The sequence below is a fragment of the Salinimicrobium sp. TH3 genome, assembly GCF_026676115.1.
Taxonomy (GTDB): Bacteria; Bacteroidota; Bacteroidia; order Flavobacteriales; family Flavobacteriaceae; genus Salinimicrobium.
Map to the genome: position 1 here is coordinate 1 of NZ_JAPONB010000014.1, position 22,301 is coordinate 22,301.

Sequence of the window (22,301 nt, forward strand, 5' to 3'; positions counted from 1 at the left end):
TAAATCCTGGACCCCTCGGGTAATATTCAAATTACAAGCACCAAATTCCAATAGGGGACAAACAAGAAAAGCTGACGGCGATAGCCGTCAGGGTTTTTGTATTTCCAGCGATGGATGTAATGAGGATTCTTTAAATCCTGGACCCCTCGGGTAATATTCAAATTACAAGCACCAAATTCCAATAGGGGACAAACAAGAAAAGCTGACGACGATAGTCGGCAGAGCTTTTATATTTCCAGCGATGGATGTAATGAGGATTCTTTAAATCCTATACCCTTCGGGTAAAATTCAAATTTCAAGCACCAATTTCCAATATGATGAAGCAAAGTGATTCCTGCTGGCAGGTTTTTTTAAGTCTTGGTTCCTGGCTCTAGAAGTGGAGGGTCTATATTTTTTTCCGAACAACAATGTTTTCAAGCACCAAATTCCAATATGAAGCAAAGTGATTCCTGCTGGAAGTTTTTTTTAAGTCTTGGTTCCTGGCTCTAGAAGTGGTGCGGTCTTTATTCTTTTTCCGGACAACAATGTTTTCAAGCACCAATTTCACCAATCCTTTTTCTTCACGTTTTTGATCATCAGGAAAGCGCTCCAAATGGTAATAATATTAATGGATGGAATAATAAATATCGCCGGAATAACATTTACGTCAGCCATAGCCATAGCAATAACTTTGGCGGTAAGTGCTGTCATTAAAACAGATAGAAATATTATATAGACAGTCCCATAACTAAAACCCAAAGGAAACTTCTTCATTAAAAAATATCCTACAATAAAACTTATGGGCAATAACAACCCAAGATCCAGGCCCTGAACAATTAAAGTAGTAAAGTGGTTTAAGTCCGGTGGATAAATAGAACCATCCAACAACGGGGGAATAATAATACTTAACCATAAAAATGCGATAATAACTGAATTCAGTATCAAAAACCAGCCAACAAATTTGTGGGGTGTCTTTGTCGTAAAAACTTCCGTAGCATTATATTGATTAAGCCGATCTACTGTAAGAAAGAAAGCAAAAAATGTAAGTCCTAGTAAAAAAACATAAGAAAGGAACATAATATTATACATTCCCATGGTAAGGTAAAATAGGTAAGTGACCAAAAAATAACCTAATGTGCCCGCCAATATGAAATGAGCCTGAATGGATTTCTTTCTGAAGCCCATCAACGAAATTAACAACAATGGAATGGCCAAAAACAAGGTCACATAATCCTGGGCTATACCTTGTATGGCAACATCTGCAGGCATGTGTTTATAGATTCCCTTGCCGAATATTTTAATAGTTTGTCCACGAATTGATTCATGCTCAAATGGTCCCGGACCCTTGTCAGAAAAAATTCCGAATCCCGAAGCAACTCCTGAAATAACAGCGATAAAAAAGACAAGGAGGGAAATAATTTTATTTTTTCTCATATAACCTATGCTTTAGTAGGAAATCAAGAATCCCTGAAAATTAGTCATACTTTATCATTTTTGAAAGATAAATATGTAGGAATCAGGCTTGAAGGCTTAGGTCAGGACTTATTCCAGAGAAACAGCCTGTAAATTTTCTACAACTTAAAATCGGCATAACCTGCGGAAAGATGAAATACACACTTCGTTGTGTTAATAATATTAACTAACTTTCCCCTTCAGTTTCTTCCCTACAGGATCCTGTTTTCCAGAAGCACTATATTTTTCCCTACATGGCGAAAGCAGACATTGATTTTGAAAAAGAACTTCGGGATGCGGCGAACAAATTGCGCGGCGCGGTATCTGAGAATAACAATAAAAACTACAACCTTCCCCTTGTTTTCGTAAAGCACCTTAGCGAACGCTATGAGGCAATAACAAAGGTGAGAAAAATGTACGGCAGCATATGGTAGATAATTCTATGATGGATGCCATTGTGCGCCTGCCCGATAAGCTGTTCCTTACCACCGGAATCCCCGCCTGCCTTTTTATCCTGAGCAAAAACCGTGAAGGAAAAGACGGCACCCACCGCGAACGCAACAACGAGATCCTGTTCCCGGACGCCTTTATAATGGGCACTATGGCCAGCAGGAAACGGCGGATTTTTAATGACGATACTACCAGTCAGGAGCAAATGAAAATACCGATGTACAAACTAAAGTTGAACATAAAGGAAAATAACATTTCAGAAACCATTGAAAAAAAACTTTAAACTAAATAATGAAAAATTATTTCTTCGCTTTTTTACTTCTTACGAGTTTTTATTCCTACTCCCAAAGTCCCTCTGATCTTTTTAATATAGGAAAAGGTATTTCCCAAAGTTCAATTCAGGATAAATTAGAGAAACGCTGGTTTTCCAATGTTGAAGTGGAATTTGGAGTAAATAATGAAGTCAGGTATGACTATTCCCTATATGATAACAATGGAAAGCCTTTAGGAGGAAGTAGTGCCGAATTAGAAAATAAAGTTTCATATGGCATTTTATATAACATTAACTATCCCATTTTAAACAAGTTGAGCATAGGTGCTGTAGGTGGTTTTCAACACCAGGTTCAGCAAAATATTTCGGCATTAAAACTAGGAGGAATTCTCAGATATCATTTTGTTAATTACGAAAGCGTAAATATTAATTTGATGACTGCTTATAATATTGCTTTAAGCGACAATATAGATAGTGAGATGGGAAATGTGCGTCTTGGGCTTCAATTCCCCATCGCAAGAACAGATACTTTTATTTGGAATTTGAACGTCTTTGGAGACTATAATTACTACATCTACAAAGAACCCATTTTAAATGAAAATAATGAAAGACCGGATAATATCCTGTTCAGATCTTATGGAGTAAGTTTAGGAATTCAGTTCTAGAAAGGTAAAAAACATAATATAATTCTATCAAAAACAAATGCTTGATCCTGGTTCGAATCGCACTTTTTTGAACGGGATGTGGTGCGTAAACTAAAACAAGAAAATGAAAAAATACATTTACACTTTTATCCTATTTCAGTTCGTAAGCCTTTTAACCTTTTCCCAGGAAATTGTCATGAGTGGATTGTTGATCGATTCTGAAACAAATAATCCCGTTGAATTTGCAAACATTGGCGTAATCGATAAAAATAAAGGCACCGTTTCTGACCTGGAAGGAAAATTCAGGATAAAGTTGCCCCATGGGTTTGCAGGTGACAGTCTCACAATTAGTCACGTCATATATAAATCCGTAAAAATCCCTATCAAAAATTCTAAGAAAATGGTTATTACACTTCAACCAATTGAAAATCAATTATCTGAGGTTGTAGTTACAAACAGAAAGAAGAAAAACAGAAAAATTGGGGTTAAAAGCTATAATCCATTGTTATGGGTGAGTACAGTCTCAGATGAAATGGACATTATCGAAAGTTCAAAACAAATTAAAATTCCTAATAATAGAACCGTCAGGGTGAAGCATGTAAATTTTTATTTAAGACAGGGATTTGAAACAGATAGTGCTTTTGTTAGAGTTAATTTTTATAAAGACCTTGACGGTTCCCCCGGTGAAAAAATAGTATTTGAGAATATTATACAACGTAAGCAAGTAGAGCAAGGCTGGGTAAATATTAATCTTGAAAAACATTCGGTTTATCTTGATGAAGATTTCTTTGTGGGAGTCGAAATTATTCCGGATTTCAAAAAACCACGGGAAATTTATATGGGAGCTATTCTAACCAAAGGAAAAGGTTTTATGAGAACAAGTAGTCTTGGGAAATGGGAAAAAGTCAATGGGGCCCAATCAATTAATGTAGAAGTAGAATATTAAAAGTTTGTCGGTTAACACTAAAGGATACTCGAGGATAAAATAAACCCGATCATTAGAAAAATAAAAAATAACCCAATTGAGCCTAAAAAAAAGAAGTATATCTGGATTCAGATTAGAAACAAATACTAATTCTTATCCCGCTATTAAGAATTTCTGGCCTGGATCTATGTGTTATCTTTCGGGGAACCTGTACTGCATGTCTAAATAGAAGTAACGTAAATACCTCTTGTATTTTCAGCGGCCTTTGTAATGAATCAGGATCTGAAATTTAAGAAAAAGGTGGTTCCGCCGTCCACTTCACTTTCTACTTGTATATTACCTCCCAGGCTGTTCATGTAGTTATTTACAAGATACAGGCCTATGCCTTTACTGTCCTGGTGATCATGAAATCTTTGATGTAAGCCAAAGATCTTCCCATCAGCCTTTTCCATGTCCATGCCACGTCCGTTGTCAGAAAAGATTACAGTCGAAAAATTACCTGAAATTTTTGATTTAATACTAATTTTTGGCGGGACCCCCGCCCTTGAATATTTTATGGAATTCGAGATTAAATTCAGGAAGATGCTATGAAGGTAAAATGGATTGAATTTTATCTCCGGCACTTCTGAAAAATCGATATTAAAAGATGTTCGTGAATTATCGATCAAAGCTTTTAAAGGTCCCAAAGTATTTTCCAGAGTATTCTCTAGACTAACCTTTTCAACTTTTACGTTCAGTTTGTCTTCTTCGTTTAGAACTTCAAGATGTGTATTTAGAGTATTGTTCAGCTGGAAAGCTGAAGCCTCTAGTAGGTCCAAATAAAACAGGGTATCTTCATCCTGAATTGTTGAAGTATCTATAAGGCTAAAAATAGAAATGAAATTACTTACCGGAGACCGAAGGTCGTGGGAAGTGGTGTAGGACAATTGTTTGAATTCGGCATTTACTTTAGTAAGTTTAGCTAGAAGCATATTTCGCTCTTCCTCCAGCTTTTTTATATGGGATATATTCTTTGCAATGGCGTAGATAAGTTCTTCAGATGGTTCCGGGATGGAGGTCCAGGTAAGCCAGACAATCTCCCCCGACTTAGTGATATACCTGTTTTCAAAGTTCAACAGAGGAACTTTTTTTTTCAATTGATCTCTGTGGCTCGAAGTGATACTTCGGTCTCCGGGATAAATATATTCGCTTATTGGTTTTGAAAATAATTCTTCTTCTGTGTAACCCAATAATTTCAGAAAAGCAGGATTTACTCTTTTAAAATAACCGTCATAACCGGCAATACAGAGAAAGTCTGACGTTGATTCAAAAAAAGGTTCGATTTTGAATTGATTATCAATTTTTGCGGTGGGGTGATGAGTAGTAGACATAGTATTGGAATGGGTTTTCATTAGGCAGTATCCTTTGGACAATTATTGCTTCCGGAGCTTATCCCAGAGGAATAATGATTTGCAGTAATCCCATTTTTTCAATCTTGCTGTTCTTCATTATATGCTACTAAGATAGATTTTTTCTTTCAATACCTTACTTGCAGTGACATTAGGTTAATATTTGTTTCTACTGCAGCCATTTGAGGGACTGTATGCTCTTTAGCCTGCTATTGCCAAGGCAGGATTTTCAAATCCATGTGTATAAAGTGGCTCCCGGTTACTACTTTCGGGCTATTCATATCACAACTATTAAAGAGGCTGTCATCTAGTGTAAATTTGAAGGAAATTTTGACGGGCTGAGGTAAAACTCAGGTTTCAAAAATCACTAATTAAAGCTGTTATTATGAGAAATTTTTTTGTTTCCCTTATGATCCTAATGTGGGCAGGAATTGGCAATGCTCAATTTACTGAACTCAAAGAAGCCCGTGTAGGGTTTGATCCTGTTTTACCTGAAATTACGGTAGATGGTGAAAATTATATCTTTAAAATAGAAGAAAAATATACTGGAGAGTTTGAAAAAGATCCTGTTGCTTTTCTTGATAAGTACTGCAATATAGAAGCCTTTATTGATCTTGTGCAGGATGGAAAAACCTTGGAATACCAGGTAGAGGTTCAGAGTACAAAAGGCAGGATGAAGGCTAAGTATTGTAAAGAAGGAAATTTGCAAAGGGTTTCTTACAGGCTGAAAAATGTTCTGCTTCCAGCCAGTTTGCAGAGAGACATATACAGCAAATATGAAGGTTGGAATATGACCAGAAATTTACATATTGCAAGAGGAGTAGATGGGGATGTACAGAAAGAGTACTATAAGATTCGCCTGGAGCAGGGGGATAAGGTGCAGAAATTAAAGATCGACGTAAATGATGTGAAGCCAATAGAAATTTCGAGCTTGTAAAAATTAAAAATTGAGGCTCGTTTAAGGACTGTCAAAGAAGGAATTCATTTTGCACTCAACAGGTGCAGGGTCTCTACATTAGTGGAGACGAAGGGGGGATGAATATTTTTTTTGACAGTCTTTTCTATTTAATTGGATTTTGAATAAAGGGACCAGAAAGAGTAAATTTTTATGCTCTTTTTGGTCCATTTTCTTATTTAAATGGGACTAAAAAATGTAAATTTGAACAGGAAATAATTAATTAAGCTTTGGCCTTTGAAAGCTTTAATAATAGACGATGAAGCCCTCGCACGAAAGCGGGTGATCAACCTTTTAAACAAGGTTCCGGAAATTGAGGTTTTGGGAGAATGCGCCAGTGGAAAAATTGCAGTCGAACAAATCAATTCCCTCAGCCCCGACCTTATCTTCCTGGATCTTGAAATGAAAGATATGGATGGTTTTGAGGTCCTTGAAAAGATCGAAATTTCTCCCCGTCCCGCAATTGTTTTTCTCACAGCACACAATCCCGATGCTTCCAGGGTTTTTGATGCAAATGTGTGTGATCTTCTTTTAAAACCATTTAAAGAGGAACGATTCTACAAAACAGTTTCTAAGGTGCTCAACACTGTGCTTCACGAAGAGCTTGATATTGATAGCAAGATCCAGAACCTGTTAGGATTTTACACCAATCGTTCTACCGGAACCATTTTTAAAATTCCTGTGAAACAGGGAAATAAAACAATCCTTGTTGATCCGCGGGATATTCTTTACATCATCTCCTCGGGTTGTTATGCCGAGATCTATACTCACAGTAAAAAATACCTACTTAGGGAATCCTTATGTGCCCTGGATGAAATTCTCGATCCTAATTTGTTCTTCAGAATACATCGATCGGCTATTGTGAACCTGGATCACGTGAAAGAACTGGTGCATTCAGAATATGGTGAAATTGACGCAAAGATGGCCGACGGCCGACTCTTGCATACAAGTAAAGCTCAAAAGAAACCATTTTTAGAGAAACTTGGAATCTGAAGGAGACCAAGGTTCAGGAACATTTTTCTTTTGGTTATCCTATTTCCAATCTCACATTGGATTTTCCATTTTTGCTCCCTCTCAGTTATGACCGACCTCATAAAATTCGGGAATTAAATTGGGCATCTTTGTCCTATTAGCCGTATTTTATGGAAGAAAAGGATCAAATTAAATCTACCAAAGCTGCTTCCGAAGTAAAAGAACCAGTGAAGCTTTGCAATATTTGTGGCGAGCTAAGGAATAAACCACTGGGAAAGAAGAAGCCGGGACGAAAAAAGAGTAATGGAAAAGAAGAAACCGATAAAACGTAATGAAGCCCTAAAGCCTTTAAGTCGTGAACATCATCACGGCCTGTTGTTGTGCTGGAAAATAAGACAGGGAATAAAGATGCAGGTTGAGCCCGAGCGTATTAAAAGCTATACTGACTGGTTCAAAAGCAAGTACCTCTATCCCCATTTTGAGGCCGAAGAAAAATTTGTCTTTCCTGTTTTAGGAGATGAAAATCCATTTGTAAAAAAAGCTCTTGCCGAACACCGGAGGCTCAGGAGACTATTCAACCAACAGTCGGAAATTTTTAAGGCTTTGAGTCTTATAGAGGAAGAGCTCGAAAAGCATATAAGATTTGAGGAACGTATTGTGTTCAACGAGGTGCAACAGGCGGCTACTCCCGGACAGTTTGAAGAGATCCAGAAGAAACATCATGCCATTGCTTTCTCAGATGACATTTGGGAAGATAAGTTTTGGATTATAAAAGGGAAATAAAAACAGGAGCATGACAACAACATCTTTAGTATTAGAGCCCTTGTCCCTTGAACACCGGCAGGCGCTTCAGCTTTGTGATAATATAAGAAAAGGTCTCCAAAATAATATAGAAAAAGAAAGAATAAGGAACTATACTAACTGGTTTAAGAATAACTATTTAGATCCTCATTTTCAGCTGGAAGAGCAGTATATATTTCCACTTTTGGGAAACAATGTTAGGGTCAAAAGAGCATTGGCAAATCACAGGCGAATTAATAAACTACTTAGCTGCGACTGCGACAATGAAAAGGTCCTAAACTTGCTTGAAGAAGAACTGGGCACGTATATAAGGTTCGAAGAGCGCGTACTTTATAAAGAGCTAGCGAAAAGTGTAACCCCGGAAGATCTTATCATGATCCAAAAAAATCATGAAAAAATAAGTTTTAACCAGAAAGACTGGAACGATAAATTCTGGACCTCATAAGTCTAAATTTTATTGTGTACTTAATTGTTATCGTAAAAGCCTGCGGGTAATAAAGTTGTTTTTTTGGAAATAGCTGCTGTGAGCTGCGCCAAGGTTTAATACTGTGGTGTAGAAACCTCCCAGAATAAATAAAACGTGGTAAGCAGTGGCCGAATAAAACGAAGCCAGCAGGTATACCAATACTGCCGTTAGAAGAATGGTGCAGAAGAAGGAAATCCATGCATCATGATCCAGCTTCAACATCTTAAACATTAAACGAAGCAGCGGATTCTTCTCTTCATAAGAAACAACCGGTCCATTTGATGAAATGTAAGACACTAAAAATTTGGAAGCAATAATTTCAAAAGCAACCAGGGCTAATAACAGATCCATATGGTATAAGTAGGTGAAACTGAACGAGCTAAATTAAAATAAAAATTTTATCCTGCAAGTTTAATTGTGGTTAATTTTGCTGTTCAGCTATAAAAATGGTCTTTCATCGATCAAAGAATAATGAGAATTAATCTTTGTATGGAAAATTCTCATAAGGTAGTGCCCGTGAATTTTGAAAAAGCTGATTTATAGGCCTATTTTTACAGGAAGAATACCTACAAAAATTGAAGAAGCCGTTAAAGATAAGGTCTTATTCTCCCAAAGAGGAACTCCTGAATGTAATTACTCATGGAGCAGGCCTGGTTCTAAGTGTACTGGGACTCTTTTTTTTAATCTTTAAGGCCCTTGAATTTGATAGCAGGAGGTTACTGCTCAGTTTTCTCATTTTTGGCAGCTCTCTTATATTATTGTATCTGGCTTCCACCCTTTACCACAGCACAAAAGACAAAAGAAAAAGGTTTAATTTCAAGGTTTTTGATCACATTGCCATTTTTGTGCTTATCGCCGGCACCTATACGCCATTCGCACTTGTGACACTGCATGGCCGCACAGGATGGATCATTCTTGGAGTAGTGTGGGGCATTGCCCTCTTTGGAACTATCCTGAAGCTTTTCTTTACCGGAAGGTTCAAAATCCTCTCAACACTGCTCTACGTAGGAATGGGCTGGGTCATTATTTTTGCTATAAAACCTTTAATGGAAAATCTCTCTTCCCAGGGGCTGCTATGGCTTTTAGGTGGCGGGCTGGCCTATACCATAGGTGCAATCCTCTATAGCATAAGCAGAATAAACTATAACCATGCGATCTTCCATTTCTTTGTATTGCTGGGAAGTTACTGCCATTATATGGCAATTTACAATCACGTGAGTCCTTAACGATAATCCGCTTTTTTAATTATCTCACTTAAATCTCTACCTTTATTCATAGAAATTATAAAGGCCTGGAAATAAATTGAAACAAAAAAAACAAACAAAAGTCAGGGAAGATCTCATTACACGGGACTGGCTGGCCATTGACCGTACCCGCATGGCCAATGAACGTACCTTTCTGGCTTATTTCAGGACCTTTATCGTGGTGCTGGGTTCGGGTGTGGCTATACTTAGGGTTGAAGTTCTGGAGGACATGTTTGATCTTGGGATCTTTCTTCTTATTGTTGCTCCAATTATTCTGCTAATAGGCCTTCTAAGATTTCTTTATGTGAAGAGGCATATAAAAAAATATTATAGAGAGAACATATAACTAAATATTAATGGGTGAAAGGTGCAGCCCGGTTGGGTGTAGAATTGCAAAATTAAGCACGAAACCTGCATTCTTGAATAGATGATCCTAAATCCCCAAGGAGGGGAAAGTTATCAGAAAATAAACTTTACTGATATCTCTTTTTCTTTCCTGTTTTACCAAAAAACTTCATCATGGTAGGAGAGGAGATGAACCACAGAACAAAACCACTTAATACTGTGATCAATCCAAGAAGGGAAAAAGCCCGAAGAATGCCGGTATTGAAATCATCTCTTGTTTCATAATCCATAGTGTGGGTCATCCACAGGAAATCAAACCAACGCCAGTCCCGGTGACGCACAGACCCCAAGGTGCCGTCAACCACAGATACGTAAGCTTTTATATTTTCACTCCCTGCATACGAGATCACAAAGGCAGGAAGGCGCCCGCCCCTATATTCATGGTGGTCCCCGGTTGAGGTGATCCTCTCTATTCCAGAGATTTCCAGGGTATTGAGCATGTTCTTATCTGCAATTTTGACTGCTTCCTCCTGGGAAATTTCCTGTTTTTGAATTCCGCTGCGGGCATGCACTAAGGTTTCTTCATTGATCCAGTAATATGGTTCCCCTGCAACATCTTTTAATTGGAGGGAATTCACCTCTACTTCGGGGAACAATTCAGAAATACCTTTTAAATTAGTAAAAGAAGCAGGCTGTACATGGCTTTTTCGAAAGTGGTCGCCATGGATTTCGTCAATATCTGTCCAGCTAAAATACATTCCGCTTATAGTCCACATAAAAAACTGGATTCCGAGAAAGATTCCGAGTTAACGATGAGCTTTGCGAAATTTAGCAGCAGTTTTTCGTTTTACAAAAGGCATTTTTCAGGTCTAAGATTCTACAAGTATAATTGTTTTGCTTCAGCCAAACACATACTTTAAAAAGTTTCAGAAGGGATTCCTTTTTTTGAGAGGGATTGATCTATGGCATCGTTAAGGATCAACATTGCCGTTTGGACCATATTCCTGAGCTCAAAAAATGGCACTGTTCCCGAATTGAACTGCGGGTAATTTTCGAGCATATCCTGCAAATACTGCAGTTGTTCAAGAGCTTCTGATTTTTCCCTTTTTGAAACTGAATGTAGAAGATCGTAATCCATGATCTCATTAAGCCGCATTCGAAGACTGGCAATGATCTCGTCATCGGCTTCAGCTTCACAGTTAAGGAGCACCTTTTGTTGATGAAGTTGCGGTGGCGGAATAAGATCCAGTTCCTGTAAAACGATTTTGGAAGCCTCATGAGAATAAACCAGTGCCTCCAAAAGAGAATTTGATGCCAATCTATTTGCTCCGTGAAGGCCGGTATGTGCGCACTCTCCCGAAGCATACAGTTGCTTTACTGATGTTCGCGCCTTTTGATCCACCTCAATACCCCCGCACTGGTAATGCGCTGCGGGAACAACCGGAATAAGATCTGTTGCCAGATCAAGACCTATGGAGTTGCAGTAGGTAATGATGGTGGGAAACTTTTTGCTGAAATTGGAAAGATCAAGGTGACGGCAATCCAGGTAAACATGTTTCTCTCCCCAGGATTTCATTTCCTTAACAATGGCTTCTGAAACTACATCGCGGGTAGCCAGTTCCCCGCGGGAATCGGTTTTAAAAAGGAACCTGTTGCCCTTGTGATTCACTACATACGCACCATATCCACGAACAGCTTCAGAAATGAGGAAAAGTGGATGTTTTCCTTCTTCGTACAATGCCGTGGGGTGGAACTGTATGTAGTTCATGTTTTTCACCCTGGCGCCGGCACGCCATGCCATGGCTATACCATCCCCCGTGGCTACAGAAGGATTGGTAGTGTTGCCAAATACCATCCCACTACCTCCACTTGCCAAAAAGGTGATTTTTGAAGTGAAATTTATTTTTTGACTTGTTTCTTTGTCAAGGGCTGTGATTCCGGTACAACTGTTTTTTTGCTTATCCACCAAAAGCTCGGTTACAAAATAATGATCGTAAAAATGGATATTGGGATAAGATTTTGCATGGGAGATCAACTTCCGTTGAATTTCCAGTCCGGTAAGATCCCGGTGGTGTACAATGCGATGGCGGCAATGTCCTCCTTCCAGGCCAAGTTCTAAAGTTCCATTTTTACCGGCATCAAAAGAAGTGCCCCAGGCCATCAATTCCAGCAGTCGTTCCGGAGCCTGGGAAACAACCATTTTCACAACTTTGGGATCATTGAGGCTGCGACCCGCTTTTATAGTGTCCTGTACGTGCAGTTCAAAACTATCCCTTAGCCTGTCCAGGACCACGGCGATCCCGCCCTGGGCCTGTGCAGTATTGGAAACCTCTTTCCTTTCTTTCGTGATCACCGATATTACTACATCGGGACGGGCCTTCGCTATTTTAATAGCAAAGGTCAAGCCGGCCACTCCCGATCCTATTACCAGCACATCTGTTTTCATCTTAAGAAAGTTTAAGCATACGTTCAATGGGTACAAGAGCCTTTTTCATAAGGTCTTTGGAAAGAATAATTTCCGGGTCTTCATTTTCCAGACAGGCATACAGCTTTTTGAGGGTATTCATTTTCATAAATGCACACTCGCTGCAGGCACAGGTATTGTCTTCTTTTGCGGGGGCAGGGATGAGGGTTTTCCAAGGGACATCCTTTTGCATTTGGTGGAGGATTCCTGCTTCTGTAGCTACAATAAAAGTGTTTTTTTCGCTGTTCTTCACGTAATTGAGCATTCCCGATGTTGAGCCAACATAATTGGCGGCCTTTAAAATATGCGCTTCAGATTCGGGGTGCGCAATGATCTGCGCAGTAGGATGCAGCTTATACAATTCCAGGAGTTTGTCCAGAGAAAATGCTTCGTGCACGATGCATGCACCATCCCACAGCAGCATCTTCCTGCCTGTTTTTTCCATGAGGTACCTGCCCAGATTCTTATCTGGCGCAAAGATGATTGGCTTATTATGGGGAATTGAATTTATGATCTTTTCGGCATTGGAAGAGGTGCATACAATGTCACTCAGGGTTTTAATTTCTGCCGAACAATTAATATAAGTGACCACCACATGATCGGGGTACTGTTCTTTAAGTTTCTTAAAGGCTTCCGGCGGACAACTGTCGGCAAGGGAGCAGCCGGCATTAAGATCGGGCAGAAGCACCTTTTTTGAGGGGTTTAGGATCTTTGCCGTTTCGGCCATAAAATGTACCCCCGCAAATACTATAATATCGGCAGAAGTTTGCGCAGCTTTTTTGGCAAGTTCCAGAGAATCGCCAATAAAATCGGCAACTTCCTGTATTTCCGGCTCCTGATAGTAGTGAGCCAGGATCACTGCATTTTTTTCCTCTTTTAATCGTGTTACCTGTTCTTGTAAAATTCTTTGAGGCAGGGTTGTCACTGTCATAAATTTTGGCTCTGATGGTTTTAGATCTTTAAAAAAGTATCTCCCGAAACAAGTCCGCTGGTGAGATCTCTAAGGCTGGTATTTTCTACAATTTCCTTTAGTCCATTTCTTACTGGTTTAAAACGGGAGTGAAAAGGGCAGGGATGGTTTTCGGAACAATCGTGAAGTCCAAGGCTGCAACGGGTATAAACCTTATCTCCGTCTATAGCGAGAACAATTTCTGAAATCTTGATTTTGGTCGCCATATCCTGCTTTACTTCGAAGCCGCCGTGAGCACCTTTGGTAGAAACAATAATGCCGCTTCGGCTTAACTTTTGAAGGGTTTTGGCAGTAAAGGCTTCTGGAGAATCTATTTCCCGCGCAATATCTTTAAGGCTGGCTCTTCTGCCTCTTTCAGATTCTGAAGCGATAAAAATAGCTGCCCTAATTGCATATTCACAGGCTTTTGAAAACATGGGCTTTATTATCAGGTTAAAGCACAAAATTAGGGACATGAATGTCTTTATTTTATGACCTGTGTCAGGAACTGCTCAATTTTTGAGAAAGGAAAAAATAAAAGATGCTGTTTGAAATTCTTTATTCCTTCAACCAGAAATTTCCAGCGCTTTAGAAATTTCATCTTTTAATTTTAAAGACCTGATTATTAAAATTAAAAATCACGCCTTAACTGAACAGATGGGTGAAGTAAGAATAACGATTTAACAGCTTTTGAAACAGCTTTTGATAAATTTAAATTCACACTTTATCTACATTCCCTCACCGGCAGTAATTTGCTGTACCATTTGTCTCATTTGCCTTGCAAAAGCTGTATCCCGTTGCATCATTGTGCTCATGTGACGTAGCATTCTTTCCCGCATTTGAGGAGAAGATCTTATAATAGTATCGTTTTCCATGCTTGCCATCATTCCCTGCATCATGGAATCCCGCATCTGTGGATTTCTTCTCATCATATTATGCATTCTTTCCCTGCCGTATAAACGGTTCATCATGGGACGGTTGTTGTCCATCCATTCCATTGATTTTCTGTTTTCTCTCAATTCGTTCATGAACTCGCCAAAAAGCTGTTCATCATTAAGTATCTGTTCATAGACATCTTCTCTTGCCTCTCGATTTTCTGAAAGATTTATTTGCTCATTATCTTCACAGGAGACAGTTAAAAAAATAAGAAGAAGAAGAAAGGGGAAGGCTGAAATTTTTGTAATACTGGTTTTCATATTTGAAAGGTTTTGGATGGTAAGTAATTAATTCCAGGAAATGTATTCTGGCGCCTAAAGTCCTCAGGCTCTATGAAATTAGTATAAAAGATTGAAGTCCCGAATATTCTTAAGCTTTTCTTAACTTAGGTTAGATGAAAATTTCTGTAAAACGTATAGCGATCTTTCTTGGTCCTTTGATTTACCTGGTACTTCAAAGCCTGGATCATCCTCAATCTATGCCTTCCCCGGCCTGGGATGTGCTATGTGTAACCCTGTGGATGGCTTTATGGTGGGTAACCGAAGCTGTCCCCATTGCGGTCACAGCCTTACTTCCCATTGTGCTTTTTCCGTTAACAGGTGCCTTATCTATAGGAGAGACAACCTCGGCATATGGCGATAAATTTGTATTTCTTTATTTAGGAGGTTTTTTACTGGCTATTGCTATCGAAAAATGGGAGTTACACCGGCGAATTGCACTTAATATTATTAAGCTAATTGGTACAGACCTTAAATTTATTATTCTTGGATTCATGGTTGCCACAGCTTTTTTATCCATGTGGATCTCAAATACCGCCACTTCTGTAATGATGCTGCCTATTGGTGCTGCGATCATTAGCCAGTTAAAGGATAATCCTGAGACTGAAAGAAATGAAAATGTCATTTTTGGAAAGGCGCTAATGCTCGCCATTGCATATAGTGCCTCTATTGGTGGGATAGCGACCCTCATTGGTACGCCACCAAATCTTGTTTTGGCCGGGATAGTTCAGAAACTTTACGGGATTGAGATCACCTTCTTTGAATGGATCAAATTAGGCTTGCCTATTTCTATACTTCTCCTGGCCATTTGCTGGAAATATCTTACATCTTTTGCTTTTAATTTAAAAGGTATGAAACTCTCGGGCGGGAGGGGGGGAATTTCCCGCTTTCTCCTCGAACTGGGAGGTATAAGCAAACAGGAAAAAATTGTGTTGACGGTTTTTGTGCTTACGGCACTGGGATGGATTACCCGTTCTTTCTTACTTCAACCATTCATTCCATTTATTGATGATACAATTATTGCTATTTCTGCCGGAATTGTGTTGTTTCTTCTGCCTTCAGGAAAAGACAACGGGCGTATCCTTGTTTGGGAGGATGCGGTGAAAATTCCATGGGGGATAATCATTCTCTTTGGTGGCGGAATGGCCCTGGCAAAAGGTTTCGGAGAAACCGGACTTGCGGTTTGGATTGGAGAGCAATTGACAGATCTTGAAAACCTTCCCCTGATTCTCCTAATAATGGTATTGGTTGCAGCGGTTAACTTCCTTACCGAAGTAACTTCAAATTTAGCTACAACTGCCATGCTTTTACCAATTCTTGCACCTATGGCCCTGGCGATGAATATTCATCCCTACTTTTTACTGGTAGCGGCTACTCTCGCAGCGTCCTGTGCTTTTATGCTGCCGGTTGCAACTCCGCCAAATGCCGTGGTTTTTGCGTCGGGTCATTTACAGATAAAAGATATGGTGCGCGCAGGAGTTTGGATGAATATTTTTTCCATTTTAATTATTACCCTTATCATCTACTTTTTGCTGCCAACTATTTGGAACATTACTGTGGATGAAATTCCGGCCGTTTTTGAATAATTCGCTAATCAGAAATTTTTGTGAGAGTTCTATATAGCATCTCCAATCACTGCTGGTGAGAGCCTACTTCTTCTTTAGGTACACCGGTTTCATAAGGGTTTGTTGGATCATTGCTCCATTCAAACCAGCCACCATCATATACAGAAACATTTGGCCAACCCAGGAGCCAGGCGTTGAACCAGGCTTCACTGCCACGCCATCCTGTTCCGCAGTAAAATGCCAGGTGCTTATCGGGCGTGATACCGTTCTGCTTCCAGTTCTCTATGATCTCATGAAATTCCCTGGTGGTATGGTCTACATTCCGGTAGTTTTCCATGTGATAGGCGTCACTCCCACAGTCGGCGAAAATAGCTCCGGGAATACGACCTTTTGCTTCGATATAATTATAACCGCTCACTTCTCCAATATATTCGGGGTAACTGCGTACACAAACCAGGTCGGCATCACCGGCAGCGATCATCTCTTTTGCCTCGGGCACATCTACAGCCAACTCCGGGTGGGCTGGGATTTTTGCACCAAAATCCTGAACAGGTTGTTTCGGTACATCGTCTGTACTTACCTCAAATCCTGCATCTTCCCAGGACTGGAACCCGCCGTTGAGTACCCTCACATCCTTGACCCCGGCGTACATCATGATAAAGGCGTTTCTAATGGCTCCAATGTCGCCGGCAGCACTTCCCGGGAATTCATCATCATTATCTGGGAACATAAATTTCCCATAAAGAACAACGGTTGTATCGGCGGTGATCCCGTGCTCTTCCAGTGCTTTCTTTAGTTCTTCGGGACTACGGCGGTTCCAGGTTTCCGGAGATTCAAGGGCATTAGTGTCCATGTCAATTGCTCCTGGAATGTGTCCGCTTAAGTAAGCGTCTCTGTTGCGGTAGTGCGAGTGCACCACAACATATTTATCATTATCATATTCTGCCGGATTCTTTCCAGAGATCAGGTCCTTTACCCACTGTGCAGACACCAGCTGTCGGTATTTTGGTAGATAACTCATTGGCAAAGTTTCATCTATAGCCCACTCGTCTAAAAAGAAGTTGTAAACTGCTATTTTAGAGTACTCTGCTTTTTCAAAACTTTCGGCAACTTTTATAGCCTCTTCGCGAGTGTATCCGTAAATGATGATCTCTTCGGAAGGATCAATTTCCTTGTGCCTCACTATCTCGATCCAATCCATATAGCCGGCCCATTTTGCCGGAAGGGATTTTGCACCCTTAATATGTCCTCCCCGATGCTCATCGCGAAGTTTCCAGCCGTTGTAAGCATCTACAGGACGCACATCAATGATACGTGCTCCTTTTTTTTGTCTTTCTATAAGTTCCTGAGTGGTTACTTCCCTGAATTTTGTCATCTTTTTTCGAATTGTTTGGCAAAAAAAGAACTTCCGTAGAAGCTCTTTTTTATCATTTCTCCGAAGATAAGTAAAATCCGTTTTTTCTGAAGAAGCTCACGACTTAAGATATTCCTAAATCTTGCTTAAGTACTATTTCTCCTTTTACAGCCTTATCTCCTTTTTATAAGATCGATTATATTTCACTTCACTGTCATCCTCAGTGAGATGAACTTCGATGGTCATTGTCTTATAGTCTTCAATATCCCCGATTCCATTTTCTACAGCTTTTTGTATTTCATCGGCCATTCGGGAGAAGGAAAGTCCATTGTCAGGTAATCTTGGGGCCTGGATTTCCACATTGATTGTGTTAAATTCCGTTCCATCCGATATTTCGGTATGTGTTGATGTGAAAGTCACAGTTTCCGCAGGAATAACATTGGCGACCTGGTTTTTCAAAGTCTCTTCTGTCACTGAATAATGAGGTGTAATAGAATGGGTTTCAGTTGTTGTGGTTACACATGACGTTATTGAAATGAGGAGCAATAGCAAAGGAAATAAAGTTCTAATTTGCATGGTTGGATGGTTATTTTAAACCTGTTAGTGTGCGGCAATACTAGTTCGTTACACTTGCAAAACTTTCCTTACAAGTTCTATTCTTGTGGAACGTTATAAGAACTTCAGTTTCTTCTGAAAAAAATCAAAAAAAAATAATTTTTAGAGGGATTATTTCAGGATATGTAAAATCTTATGGACTTGCTGAGGAAACCTTCGGCTTGTGCCCGAAAAAGCTTAGTTTTGGGTTCATTTCAACAACTTCAGCATGAACAACAACAGGCATTTTGTGATCGATTTTGACAGTACCTTCACACAGGTCGAAGCTCTTGATATTTTAGGAGAAATTTCTTTGGAAAATCATGAGGAAAGAAATGAACGGCTTCAAAGATTGTCTGATCTTACTAATAGCGGAATGGCCGGAGAACTTTCTTTCAGGGAATCCCTGGAACAGCGCCTGGCCCTGCTCAATGCTGAAGAACAACATTTGCCAAAACTGGTTGACAGGTTAAAAAGTAAGGTATCCACAAGTTTTATACGAAACAGGGAATTTTTTGAAGAAAACCACGAGAATATTTATATTATCTCCAACGGTTTTAAAGAGTTCATTGTACCCATTGTAAGGGAGTTTGGGATTAGAGAAGAAAATGTTTTTGCCAATACCTTCCTCACCGATGAAAATGGTAAACTGAATAATTTCGACAAAGAAAATGTTCTTTCTTCCAACAACGGCAAGGTGGAAATGTTGAAAAGACTGGACCTGCAGGGAGATGTGTATGTGATAGGGGATGGATATACAGATTATGAGATAAAGGCTGCCGGTCTTGCCAATAAATTTTACGCCTTTACCGAAAATGTGGAACGTGGCAACGTCCTCGAAAAAGCCGATCATATCACTCCCAGCCTTGATGAATTCTTATATCTGCACAAGATGAATAAAGCAATTTCCTATCCCAAGAACCGTATTAAAGTTTTGCTCCTGGAAAATGTGCATGAAGATGCCGTGAAGATCATGAAAAATGAGGGCTATAACGTCACGACAATTTCGGGTGCTTTAGATGAGGAAGAGCTGGCAGAGAAAATAAAAGATGTTTCTGTGCTGGGAATACGTTCTAAAACCCAGGTCACGAAAAAGGTGCTGGAGAATGCCAACAGGCTCATTGCAGTAGGAGCATTTTGCATTGGTACAAATCAAATTGACCTGGAGGAATGTCTTAAAAAGGGGATCGCAGTCTTTAATGCCCCTTTCAGCAATACGAGATCTGTAGTGGAACTGGCTATTGGAGAGATCATCTTTCTTATGCGCGGCTTGCCAGACAGGCTTGCAGAAATGCATGAAGGTAACTGGAACAAGTCGGCAAACGGAAGCAGGGAAGTCCGCGGAAAAAAACTTGGGATTGTGGGTTATGGGAATATTGGCTCCCAATTATCTGTAGTGGCCGAGGCTATTGGGTTTGACGTGTACTATTACGATCTTATGGAGAAGCTGGCTCTTGGAAATGCGACCAAGTGCAAAAGTTTGGAGGAACTGCTCAAGGTATCAGATATTGTGACCCTTCATGTGGACGGGCGCAAGGAGAATGAAAATCTTATTGGCGAGAATGAACTGCAACTCATGAAAGATGGAGCGGTATTCATCAACCTTAGCCGGGGACATGTGGTGGATCTAAAAGCGCTGAGAAAATATCTTGAAAGCGGAAAGATACGTGGTGCAGGAGTGGATGTTTTTCCAAGGGAGCCAAAGACCAACGCAGAGCAGTTCGAATCTGAATTAAGAGGTGTCAAAAATGTCATTTTAACGCCGCACATTGGTGGGAGTACAGAAGAGGCACAAGTAAATATCGGAAATTTTGTTCCGGGGAAGATCATTGAATACATCAATACCGGAAGCACGACAAACAGCGTCAACTTTCCAAACCTGCAACTGCCTATACTCGAGAATGCGCATCGCCTTATCCATGTTCACCACAACAGGCCGGGTATTATCGCCCATATCAATAATGTGCTTTCAGATCATGACTGCAATATCGTTGGGCAATACCTTAAGACAAATGAGACAATTGGCTACGTGATCACAGATATTGATAAAGCTTACAATGAGGAAGTTATCCAGGAGATGAAGGGAATTGATGGAACAATAAGATTCAGAGTGCTCTATTAAAGGTTTAAGGTTTAAGGTTCAAAATTGCAGGTTGAGAGTTGTTTGCTTCAACCCTGAACTTTTAACCTGGTAAATCTAATTTCCTTCCCACTACCCACTAACATCCGTATTTCTCAATACTCATATCTCATATCTCAAGTCTCAAGTCTAACATCTCATATCTCATATCTACCTCAAACCTGATCTAAATCATATTTAAGCTGCGGGAGGTTCTTCATCTTTGAGGTTTTGCCTTTAAAAACCTTTATATATGACATATGATCTATCCCCACACCGGTTTCACATCCCGGTAATGGGAATTGCCTTCACAATAGACACGCCAATTAAAGTTGCTTCCTACGGGATCACTTCGGCATTGTCTATTATTGAAGACAATCTCATTGAAATGATGAGGAAGCATTACTACCAGGAAAATGAGGAAACTTACGTTCCTATTGAAAAACACGAGGAAAATTATCGCGTGCGACGCATTACAGACTATCTTAATTTGGTGAACCGGAATGTGCAGACCAGGTTTGATAAGCTCAAAGAGTCGGCTTTTGAAAAAGGGTCGGAGATCGTGAAGTACTTCGAGATGCTGCCCGAGGAGAGCGGACTCAAAGAAAAATATCATCAATTCCAGCAGGCTCACGGAGAGGCTAAGGCAGAGCTGGAAACTTTTCTTCGGAAGCATATTCGTCCCGGTGCAATTGAAGTGAACATCATGACCAAGGTCGATAAGAACAACAAAGATAAAACAGGGGAAATCCTTGCAGATGGATCTGATGCTCTGGGAGCTTTGAAAGCTTTTGCTGAAAGTAATCTTGAAAATTCTGCTGTGATATTTTCTGCGGGAATGAATCCCAGGTTATTTAACTACCTGGAAAATTTCAGAGCATTTGATGCTTTGGCCTGGGGAGTTTTTAAGAAGAAAGTGATCATCAAAGTTAGCGACTATCGTTCTGCATTGATACAGGGGAAATACCTGGCTAAAAAAGGTATTTGGGTGAGTGAATTCAGAATTGAGTCCGGATTGAACTGCGGCGGACATGCCTTTGCCACTCAGGGTTATTTACTTGGACCAATCCTGGCAGAGTTCAGAAATAAAAAAGATGAGTTAAGAAAAGAGCTGTTCAGCCTTTACAATCCTGCTATAATAGCCAAAGGAGAAAATGGTTTTGAAGAGCCACATCCCGTGAATATTACGGTACAGGGTGGAATTGGGACTGCGGCAGAGCAAAACCTGCTTTATGGATATTATAATGTTGACGGCGCCGGTTGGGGAACTCCTTTCCTGCTTTGCCCCGAAGCTACAACTGTAGACGTGAATACTCTTGAGTTGCTCGCAAAAAGTAAAGAGAACGATGTGGTACTGAGCAAAGCTTCGCCGCTGGGGGTGAGATTCAACTATCTTAAAGGAACCACCGCCGATAAGGAGAGACAGCAAAGAATTGACAAAGGAAAACCGGGAAGTCCCTGTACCGAAAAATACCTTGTCTCCAATACCGAGTTTACTAAAGAACCTATTTGTACTGCTTCAAGAAAATATCAAAAATTAAAACTGGAGCAACTTGAAAATGCAGGACTACCGGAAAATGAATATCAACTGCAGGTAGATGACCTGCTAAGCAAGGAGTGTTTGTGCATTGGGTTAAGTAACTCCGCCGGCCTAAATTACAAGGTGCCTATTGTGGAAAAACTCGATGCGGTGACCATCTGCCCCGGGCCAAATATTGTAAACTTCAATAAGGTAGCCAGTTTGCAGGAAATGACAGATCATATTTATGGGCGAAAGGAATTCTCCCAAAATGAGGATCGTCCACATATGTTCATCAAGGAACTACAGCTTTATGTAGATTATCTTAAGGAGGAGGTGCGCAATACATTTAATCCCGGCCCCAGGGATATAAAAGCCTGGACTGGATTCTGCAATAATCTTCTGGAAGGAGTTGCACATTACAGGGATTTACTGGAAAGGGAGCTTATAAAGAAGAAAGATGCTTTTGAACAAGGCCTGTACAAAATGGAACAGGCGGTACTGGAAATAAGGACCGGGCTAAGTAATAACTAAAAAAAAATTATCCCCTCTAAAAAGCCTTATAGAGGGGATAATTTTACATCTTATTTTAAGCCTCAACTGGCAAAAAGATTGGACGCGTGAAGATTTT

General features: G+C 40.0%; 24 protein-coding genes. 14 read left to right on the forward strand and 10 right to left on the reverse strand.

All coding sequences use genetic code 11. The annotated features are described in order from the left end of the window. Positions 1-543: 543 nt before the first annotated feature. Positions 544-1,413 (reverse strand): hypothetical protein, encoded by an 870-nt coding sequence (locus tag OU683_RS15930; protein ID WP_268140091.1) that lies wholly within the window; start codon positions 1,411-1,413, stop codon positions 544-546. A 272-nt stretch (positions 1,414-1,685) separates the two neighbouring features. Between OU683_RS15930 and OU683_RS15935 the strand changes: the two genes are divergently transcribed. The 4 genes from OU683_RS15935 (at position 1,686) to OU683_RS15950 (ending at position 3,742) form a co-directional block, all read left to right on the forward strand. After that, on the forward strand, positions 1,686-1,865 hold the full coding sequence (locus OU683_RS15935; protein WP_268140093.1) for a type I restriction-modification system subunit M N-terminal domain-containing protein: 180 nt from the start codon (positions 1,686-1,688) through the stop codon (positions 1,863-1,865). Beyond that, complete coding sequence (locus OU683_RS15940) at positions 1,859-2,164, forward strand: N-6 DNA methylase (protein WP_268140095.1); 306 nt, start codon at positions 1,859-1,861, stop codon at positions 2,162-2,164. Before OU683_RS15935 ends, OU683_RS15940 begins: the two co-directional genes overlap by 7 nt. Positions 2,165-2,172: 8 nt before the next feature. Beyond that, the gene (locus tag OU683_RS15945) at positions 2,173-2,817 is read left to right on the forward strand and encodes an outer membrane beta-barrel protein (protein ID WP_268140097.1); all 645 of its coding nucleotides are present in this window, start codon (positions 2,173-2,175) and stop codon (positions 2,815-2,817) included. A 175-nt stretch (positions 2,818-2,992) separates the two neighbouring features. Further along, positions 2,993-3,742: a carboxypeptidase-like regulatory domain-containing protein gene (locus OU683_RS15950; protein ID WP_268140099.1), complete on the forward strand. Its 750-nt coding sequence runs from the start codon at positions 2,993-2,995 to the stop codon at positions 3,740-3,742. A gap of 254 nt (positions 3,743-3,996) precedes the next feature. Here the strand turns inward: OU683_RS15950 and OU683_RS15955 are convergent, their stop codons facing one another. Then, positions 3,997-5,112, reverse strand: coding sequence for a PAS domain-containing sensor histidine kinase (locus OU683_RS15955; RefSeq protein WP_268140101.1), 1,116 nt, complete (start codon positions 5,110-5,112; stop codon positions 3,997-3,999). Between the two features lie 382 nt (positions 5,113-5,494). On the opposite strand from OU683_RS15955, the gene OU683_RS15960 reads away from it, so the two are divergent. The 5 genes from OU683_RS15960 (at position 5,495) to OU683_RS15980 (ending at position 8,282) form a co-directional block, all read left to right on the forward strand. Then, positions 5,495-6,046, forward strand: coding sequence for a hypothetical protein (locus OU683_RS15960; RefSeq protein WP_268140103.1), 552 nt, complete (start codon positions 5,495-5,497; stop codon positions 6,044-6,046). 255 nt (positions 6,047-6,301) lie between these two features. After that, entirely contained in the window at positions 6,302-7,057 is a 756-nt protein-coding gene (locus tag OU683_RS15965; RefSeq protein ID WP_268140105.1) for a LytR/AlgR family response regulator transcription factor, read from the forward strand. A gap of 149 nt (positions 7,058-7,206) precedes the next feature. Next, on the forward strand, positions 7,207-7,368 hold the full coding sequence (locus OU683_RS15970; protein WP_268140107.1) for a hypothetical protein: 162 nt from the start codon (positions 7,207-7,209) through the stop codon (positions 7,366-7,368). Then, positions 7,340-7,819 carry a hemerythrin domain-containing protein gene (locus tag OU683_RS15975; RefSeq protein ID WP_268140109.1) on the forward strand — a complete coding sequence of 160 codons (480 nt, stop codon included), beginning with the start codon at positions 7,340-7,342 and terminating at the stop codon, positions 7,817-7,819. Before OU683_RS15970 ends, OU683_RS15975 begins: the two co-directional genes overlap by 29 nt. A 10-nt stretch (positions 7,820-7,829) precedes the next feature. After that, on the forward strand, positions 7,830-8,282 hold the full coding sequence (locus tag OU683_RS15980; protein WP_268140111.1) for a hemerythrin domain-containing protein: 453 nt from the start codon (positions 7,830-7,832) through the stop codon (positions 8,280-8,282). A gap of 27 nt (positions 8,283-8,309) precedes the next feature. On the opposite strand, the gene OU683_RS15985 is transcribed toward OU683_RS15980, so the two are convergent. After that, entirely contained in the window at positions 8,310-8,654 is a 345-nt protein-coding gene (locus tag OU683_RS15985; protein WP_268140114.1) for a hypothetical protein, read from the reverse strand. Positions 8,655-8,878: 224 nt separating this feature from the next. Between OU683_RS15985 and trhA the strand changes: the two genes are divergently transcribed. Beyond that, positions 8,879-9,529 carry a PAQR family membrane homeostasis protein TrhA gene (gene trhA / locus OU683_RS15990; RefSeq protein ID WP_268140116.1) on the forward strand — a complete coding sequence of 217 codons (651 nt, stop codon included), beginning with the start codon at positions 8,879-8,881 and terminating at the stop codon, positions 9,527-9,529. 76 nt (positions 9,530-9,605) lie between these two features. Next, positions 9,606-9,893, forward strand: coding sequence for a DUF202 domain-containing protein (locus tag OU683_RS15995; protein ID WP_268140118.1), 288 nt, complete (start codon positions 9,606-9,608; stop codon positions 9,891-9,893). A 127-nt stretch (positions 9,894-10,020) separates the two neighbouring features. On the opposite strand, the gene OU683_RS16000 is transcribed toward OU683_RS15995, so the two are convergent. The 5 genes from OU683_RS16000 to OU683_RS16020 form a co-directional block, all read right to left on the reverse strand. Next, on the reverse strand, positions 10,021-10,692 hold the full coding sequence (locus tag OU683_RS16000; protein WP_268140218.1) for a hypothetical protein: 672 nt from the start codon (positions 10,690-10,692) through the stop codon (positions 10,021-10,023). A 116-nt stretch (positions 10,693-10,808) separates the two neighbouring features. Next, positions 10,809-12,338: an L-aspartate oxidase gene (nadB, locus tag OU683_RS16005; RefSeq protein ID WP_268140120.1), complete on the reverse strand. Its 1,530-nt coding sequence runs from the start codon at positions 12,336-12,338 to the stop codon at positions 10,809-10,811. A gap of 1 nt (position 12,339) precedes the next feature. Then, the gene (nadA, locus tag OU683_RS16010; protein WP_268140122.1) at positions 12,340-13,287 is read right to left on the reverse strand and encodes a quinolinate synthase NadA; all 948 of its coding nucleotides are present in this window, start codon (positions 13,285-13,287) and stop codon (positions 12,340-12,342) included. Between the two features lie 20 nt (positions 13,288-13,307). Further along, positions 13,308-13,742, reverse strand: a complete 435-nt coding sequence (locus tag OU683_RS16015) for an RrF2 family transcriptional regulator (RefSeq protein ID WP_228916658.1) — start codon at positions 13,740-13,742, stop codon at positions 13,308-13,310. Between the two features lie 291 nt (positions 13,743-14,033). Continuing rightward, positions 14,034-14,501: a hypothetical protein gene (locus tag OU683_RS16020; protein WP_268140126.1), complete on the reverse strand. Its 468-nt coding sequence runs from the start codon at positions 14,499-14,501 to the stop codon at positions 14,034-14,036. A 134-nt stretch (positions 14,502-14,635) separates the two neighbouring features. Here OU683_RS16020 and OU683_RS16025 point away from each other — a divergent pair, with 134 nt between their 5' ends. Next, positions 14,636-16,105 (forward strand): SLC13 family permease, encoded by a 1,470-nt coding sequence (locus OU683_RS16025; protein WP_268140128.1) that lies wholly within the window; start codon positions 14,636-14,638, stop codon positions 16,103-16,105. Positions 16,106-16,151: 46 nt separating this feature from the next. On the opposite strand, the gene OU683_RS16030 is transcribed toward OU683_RS16025, so the two are convergent. Together OU683_RS16030 and OU683_RS16035 are read right to left on the reverse strand one after the other, a co-directional pair. After that, positions 16,152-17,459: a rhodanese-like domain-containing protein gene (locus OU683_RS16030; RefSeq protein ID WP_268140132.1), complete on the reverse strand. Its 1,308-nt coding sequence runs from the start codon at positions 17,457-17,459 to the stop codon at positions 16,152-16,154. A 144-nt stretch (positions 17,460-17,603) separates the two neighbouring features. After that, positions 17,604-18,014 carry a hypothetical protein gene (locus OU683_RS16035; RefSeq protein WP_268140135.1) on the reverse strand — a complete coding sequence of 137 codons (411 nt, stop codon included), beginning with the start codon at positions 18,012-18,014 and terminating at the stop codon, positions 17,604-17,606. A 247-nt stretch (positions 18,015-18,261) separates the two neighbouring features. Between OU683_RS16035 and serA the strand changes: the two genes are divergently transcribed. Next, positions 18,262-20,154 (forward strand): phosphoglycerate dehydrogenase, encoded by a 1,893-nt coding sequence (serA, locus tag OU683_RS16040; RefSeq protein WP_268140138.1) that lies wholly within the window; start codon positions 18,262-18,264, stop codon positions 20,152-20,154. 250 nt (positions 20,155-20,404) lie between these two features. Beyond that, a complete protein-coding gene (locus OU683_RS16045) occupies positions 20,405-22,204 on the forward strand; it encodes a nitronate monooxygenase family protein (protein ID WP_268140140.1) in 1,800 nt (599 codons plus the stop codon). The last annotated feature ends 97 nt before the right edge of the window (positions 22,205-22,301 follow it).